This window comes from Streptomyces sp. P5F9 (genome assembly GCF_057961495.1).
The window spans coordinates 1-5,169 of the sequence record NZ_JBXVPZ010000588.1; the positions used below are offsets into that span (position 1 = coordinate 1).

Genomic DNA, 5,169 nt, shown 5'->3' on the forward strand with positions numbered 1-5,169 from the left:
CCCTACGAAATCACCGGCCCCGCCCCTCTGCGGCTCACTGCTGCGTCGCGGACTCCAGCGCCTCCACCGCCGCGGCCGCCGCCGTCGAGTCCCGGCCGTAGAAGATGTCGATGTCGACCTCCTCGCCGCCCATCGTCAGGGTGTCCCACGCGCCGCTGAGGAAGTGCTCAAGCAGCAGGGCCGTGGACAGCCCGACGGGACCCCCGCCGACGACGGTGACCCGCAGCAGGGACCGCTCCTCGCTCTCCTCCGGGTGGGTCACGGAGCGGGGCAGGTTGAGCGCCATCAGGGTCTGCATGGCGTCGGCGACCTCGAAGCGGAACTCCTGGTCCCCGATGGTGATCTCGTCACCGGGCTGGAGCAGGCGGGCCTCCACCTCCTCCCCGTTGACCTGCGTGCCGTTGCTGCTGCCGCAGTCGCGCAGGACGTAGCCCTCGTCCTGGTCGAAGACGATCTCCGCGTGGAAACGCGAGACGCTCGGGCTGGCGATGACGACCGTGTTCCCCGCGTTGCGTCCGAAGGTGACGCGGGTGTCGACCATCGGGATGCGCTCTCCCGCCAGCGGACCCTCACGTCCGACGAGCACCGGTGCCATGACACTTCCTTCCAGGGGTGATGACATCAGCAGCGCTGTGACGATCGACTCTATACTTGCGCCATCAAGCATTCCTAGCGGTCGACATGGTCAACTGTGTGTTCAACTCGCCGCGTTTCCAAGGTGGTTCACCGCAACGCCTCCCCCAGCCTCCTGAGCCCCTCCCGGATCTCCTCCGGCGTCTGCGTCACGAAGCACAGCCGCATCGTCGACCGCTCGGGCTCCCCCGCGTAGAAGGGCGCCCCCGGCACGTAGGCCACGTCCTGCCGCACCACCCGCGGCAGCAGTTCCGTCGTGTCGTACGACTCCGGAAGCCGCGCCCACAGGAACATGCCGCCCTCGGGACGCTCCCAACTGGACTCCTCGGGAAGGGCGTTGGCAAGACCCCGGAGCATGGCGTCCCGCCGCTCCCGGTACACACCGGCCACCCGCGCCACATGCGCGTCCAGGTCGTTGTCCGCCAAGTACCGCGCTGCGGCGAGCTGGTTGACGGTCGGGGTGTGCAGATCGGCGGCCTGCTTGGCGACGACACAGGTCCGCAGCAGTTCGGCCGGCGCGCGCAGCCACCCGAGCCGCAGCCCCGGCGCCATCACCTTGGAGAAGGAACCGAGCAGCACCGTACGGTCCGCCGCGCCCTCCTGCGCCGCGATCCACGGCACCCGCTCGCCCTCGAAGCGGAGTTCGCCGTACGGATCGTCCTCCACGATCCACAGCCCGCGCCGCACGGCGACCGCGGCGACGGCGGCCCGGCGGTCGGCGGGCATGGTGCGGCCGGTGGGGTTCTGGAAGGTCGGCACGGTGTAGAGCAGCTTGGGCCGCTCCCGCACGACGAGTTCGTCCAGCGCCTCGGGATCGACCCCGTCCCGGTCCCCCGGCACGGCGACGACCCGCGCACCGGCGAACGCGAACACCTGAAGTGCCGCCAGATAACAGGGACTTTCGACGAGGACGACGTCCCCGGGCTCCAGCAGCGCGGTCGCGAGCAGCGACAACGCCTGCTGCGAACCGGTGGTGACAAGGAGGTCGTCGGCACCGGTCGGCAGCCCGCGCGCCGAGTTCCGCGCGGCGAGCGCGCTACGGAGCACCGGCTCACCCTCGGTCGTCGCGTACTGGAGCGCCCGCGCGGGCGTCTCGACGAGCACCGCCTGGTACGCGGCCGCGATACCGGTCGCGTCGAAGAGTTCGGGCGCCGGGAGCCCGCCCGCGAAGTTGATCACCTCGGGGCGGGCCGTGACGGCGAGGATGTCCCGCACCGGAGACCCCCCGATCGCACGGGCGCGCGCGGCGAGCGGCGGCAGGGCAGCGGGGGCGGAGGCGGGGACGGGAACGGGAACGGGCTCAGTGACGGTCATGCCGGACAGCGTAGAAAGGTACGTGCCGCCTACAAGCAGGTTTCCGCGATCCGGACGGAGACGTGCGTGCGGGCGGCCGTGCCATGGGTGTCGCCAAGGGCGTCAGGCCTTCTTGCCCGTGGCCCCGTACACGTTGATGTCGTCGTCCGTCACGTCGTTGATGTCCCGGTAGGTGATCTTCTCGATGTCGTCGAGGCTCTCGAAGTACGCCTGCTCCACCACCGGCGGCGCGGGCGCCGGCCCGGGGTGCCACTTGTGCGCCGGGACCACACCGGGCTCGTCCAGGGTGACGCCCGGGGTCTCGGTGAAGAACCGCTCGACCTCGTCCTTGGACCGGAACACGAAGGTGAACCCCCGTTCCGTGTAAGTCCGTTGGACGGCGCGGGCCGGAATCGGATGCATCTCGTCGGTGAGATGACTGAGCACAAGGTGACTACCGGACGGCAGCACATCCACCAGCTCACGCACCAGCGGATACGCCTCCTCGTCCTCGACGAAGTGCAGGATCGCCACCAGCATCAGGGCGATCGGTTCGTTGAAGTCGAGGGTCTTGGCGGCCTGTTCGAGGATGTCGGCCGGGCGGCGCAGGTCGGCGTCGATGTAGTCGGTACGGCCCTCGGGGCTGCTGGTGAGCAGCGCGCGGGCGTGCGCGAGGACCACCGGGTCGTTGTCGACGTAGACGATCCGCGACTCGGGCTCGACGCCCTGGGCGATCTGGTGCACGTTCTCCGCGGTGGGCAGCCCGGTGCCGATGTCGAGGAACTGGCGCACCCCGTGCTCCTGCGACAGCCGGGTCACGGCACGGCGCATGAAGTCCCGGTTGTGCCGTACGTCGAGATACCCGCGCGGGTTGGCGGCGAGCGCGGCGGCGGCGGCCTCGCGGTCGACGGGGTAGTTGTCCTTGCCGCCGAGGAAGACGTCGTAGACGCGGGCCGGGTGGGCCTTGGTGGTGTCGATCCTCCTTCTCAGCTCGGCGGGGTCTTGGCTGAGGGCGTCACCGGGCATGCGCGTCTCCCAGGAGAGTGGGTCATTCAACGGACAACCAGAGCAGTGGTCAACAACCTAACTCCCGCCGGGACTTGATGGTGCCCACACCGGGGGACGGGCGCCCGTGCCCTTCTCCGCGTCCCACAACGTGCCCGACGTCGCCGACATCCCCGCAGGTCAAAACGGCCGGGACGGTCCCGGCGTCCCGAATCCGGCAGCAGCCGTAGACCGGGGCCCGCACGACCGATCAAGCTGCACCCGATGACGCTTCGCTTCCACAGGGGGAACCCATGCCGGCCCGCACCACCCGCATCCGTATCCGCGTCCTGGCCGTCACGGCGGCCGTGTTCGCCGCACTGCTGCTGCTCTCGGGGTGCAAGGACGGCATGGGCGTACGCGACGAAGGCCCGTCCGGCGTGAGCCCCACGTCGTCGATGTCGACGGGGTCCACGCCCTGACGGGCACTCGTGGCGGGTGCGATCAGGCGTGGACCGGGATCCCGCCGACTTCCTTCGGGTTCGGGCCGTACTGGTTGGCGCCCGGCTGGCTGTCCGAGCAGGCGAAGACCAGCAGGGTGATGGGGCCGGCGAGCGGCACGATACCGAAAAGCAGCCACCAGCCGGAGCGGCCCGTGTCGTGCAGTCGGCGGACGCCGACAGCCAGGCTGGGCAGCAGGATCCCGACGTAGAAGATGCCCAGGACGGCGAAGAGGGCCGGAGCCTTGGTGCCGACGGCGATGGCGGCCAGCACGACGTAGATGATCCCGACGAACAGCGCGTACATCCAGTACTCCTTGCGGCGCGCGCGCCCGCTGAATACCGCGTACTTCTTCAGCGCCTCGATGAAATAGCTCATGGTGTCCCCCAGGGATCGACGTTCGGACCATCCAGAACGGATCAGGCCAGGCGCAGAAGGTAAGGACAGTGATGCGGACGCGTCAAATCCGCATAAGTGCGGGACACCGAACCTTATTTGGGGTCACACCCACCCACAACGGCCGTCGATTTCACGCCAGGACATGCTCCCGCCGCCCAACCGAGATCACCCCGACGCCGGAACGACCTCCAAGCGTTGCCAATTGACTGATGTGCAGCGGGCGTTCGACGGTCGGGTCAGCGCAGCTTCTGCGCCGCCTCCACCGCCCAGTACGTGAGGATGTTCTGCGCCCCGGCCCGCTTGATCCCGGTGAGCGCCTCGAAGATCGCCTTGTCCCGGTCGATCCAGCCCTTCTCGGCGGCGGCCTCGATCATCGAGTACTCGCCGGAGATCTGATAGGCGGCGACGGGCACGTCCGAGACCTCGGCGACCTTGGCCAGGATGTCGAGGTAGGGCCCCGCCGGCTTGACCATCACCATGTCGGCACCCTCCTCCAGGTCGAGCGCCAACTCCCGCATGGACTCCCGTGCGTTGGCCGGGTCCTGCTGGTACGTCTTGCGGTCCCCCTTGAGCGAGGAACCCACGGCCTCACGGAACGGCCCGAAGAACGCGGACGCGTACTTGACGGTGTAGGCGAGGATGGCGACATCCTCCCGCCCGATCTGGTCGAGCGCGTCCCGTACGACCCCGATCTGCCCGTCCATCATCCCGCTGGGCCCGACGACATGGGCCCCGGCATCGGCCTGCACCTGAGCCATCTCGGCATACCGCTCAAGGGTCGCGTCATTGTCGACGCGCCCGAACTCGTCGAGCACGCCGCAGTGCCCGTGGTCGGTGGTCTCGTCCAGACACAGATCGGACATGACGAGCAACTCGTCCCCGACCTCGGCCCGCACATCCCGCAACGCGACCTGGAGAATCCCGTCAGGATCGGTCCCAGGCGTCCCCAGGGCATCCTTCTTGGACTCCTCAGGCACCCCGAACAGCATGATCCCGGAAATCCCGGCCGCGACGGCTTCAGCGGCAGCCTTCTTCAAACTGTCCCGAGTGTGCTGCACCACCCCGGGCATCGCCCCGATCGGCACCGGCTCACTGACGCCCTCCCGCACAAACGCCGGAAGGATGAAGTCAGCGGGGTGCAACCGCGTCTCGGCGACCATCCGCCGCATGACGGGGCTGGTCCGAAGCCGCCGGGGCCGAGAGCCGGGAAAGGATCCGTACGTCGTCATGCCATCTACGCTACGCCCGCCTCAGGGGCACCTTTGCCGACGGTGAGTCGGTGATCAGGGTGCGTGGAACCAGCCTGTCCGGCGTTCGGGGACGAGGCCCGCCACCGGACGTCACCCCGCCGCCCCGGCC

General features: G+C 69.1%; 6 protein-coding genes. 1 reads left to right on the plus strand and 5 read right to left on the minus strand.

Annotated elements, in window-relative coordinates; translation table 11 throughout:
- Positions 1-34: 34 nt before the first annotated feature.
- From AC31A1_RS46220 to AC31A1_RS46230, 3 genes are all read right to left on the minus strand, one after another.
- On the minus strand, positions 35-595 hold the full coding sequence (locus tag AC31A1_RS46220; protein ID WP_489659066.1) for an FHA domain-containing protein: 561 nt from the start codon (positions 593-595) through the stop codon (positions 35-37).
- Positions 596-723: 128 nt separating this feature from the next.
- A complete protein-coding gene (locus AC31A1_RS46225; RefSeq protein WP_489659067.1) occupies positions 724-1,947 on the minus strand; it encodes an aminotransferase-like domain-containing protein in 1,224 nt (407 codons plus the stop codon).
- A gap of 102 nt (positions 1,948-2,049) precedes the next feature.
- A complete protein-coding gene (locus AC31A1_RS46230) occupies positions 2,050-2,952 on the minus strand; it encodes an SAM-dependent methyltransferase (protein WP_489659068.1) in 903 nt (300 codons plus the stop codon).
- Positions 2,953-3,224: 272 nt separating this feature from the next.
- On the opposite strand from AC31A1_RS46230, the gene AC31A1_RS46235 reads away from it, so the two are divergent.
- A complete protein-coding gene (locus tag AC31A1_RS46235; protein WP_489659069.1) occupies positions 3,225-3,392 on the plus strand; it encodes a hypothetical protein in 168 nt (55 codons plus the stop codon).
- A gap of 22 nt (positions 3,393-3,414) precedes the next feature.
- On the opposite strand, the gene AC31A1_RS46240 is transcribed toward AC31A1_RS46235, so the two are convergent.
- Positions 3,415-3,789: a DUF805 domain-containing protein gene (locus AC31A1_RS46240; RefSeq protein ID WP_489659070.1), complete on the minus strand. Its 375-nt coding sequence runs from the start codon at positions 3,787-3,789 to the stop codon at positions 3,415-3,417.
- Positions 3,790-4,046: 257 nt separating this feature from the next.
- Complete coding sequence (hemB, locus tag AC31A1_RS46245; RefSeq protein ID WP_489659071.1) at positions 4,047-5,039, minus strand: porphobilinogen synthase; 993 nt, start codon at positions 5,037-5,039, stop codon at positions 4,047-4,049.
- Positions 5,040-5,169: the final 130 nt, after the last annotated feature.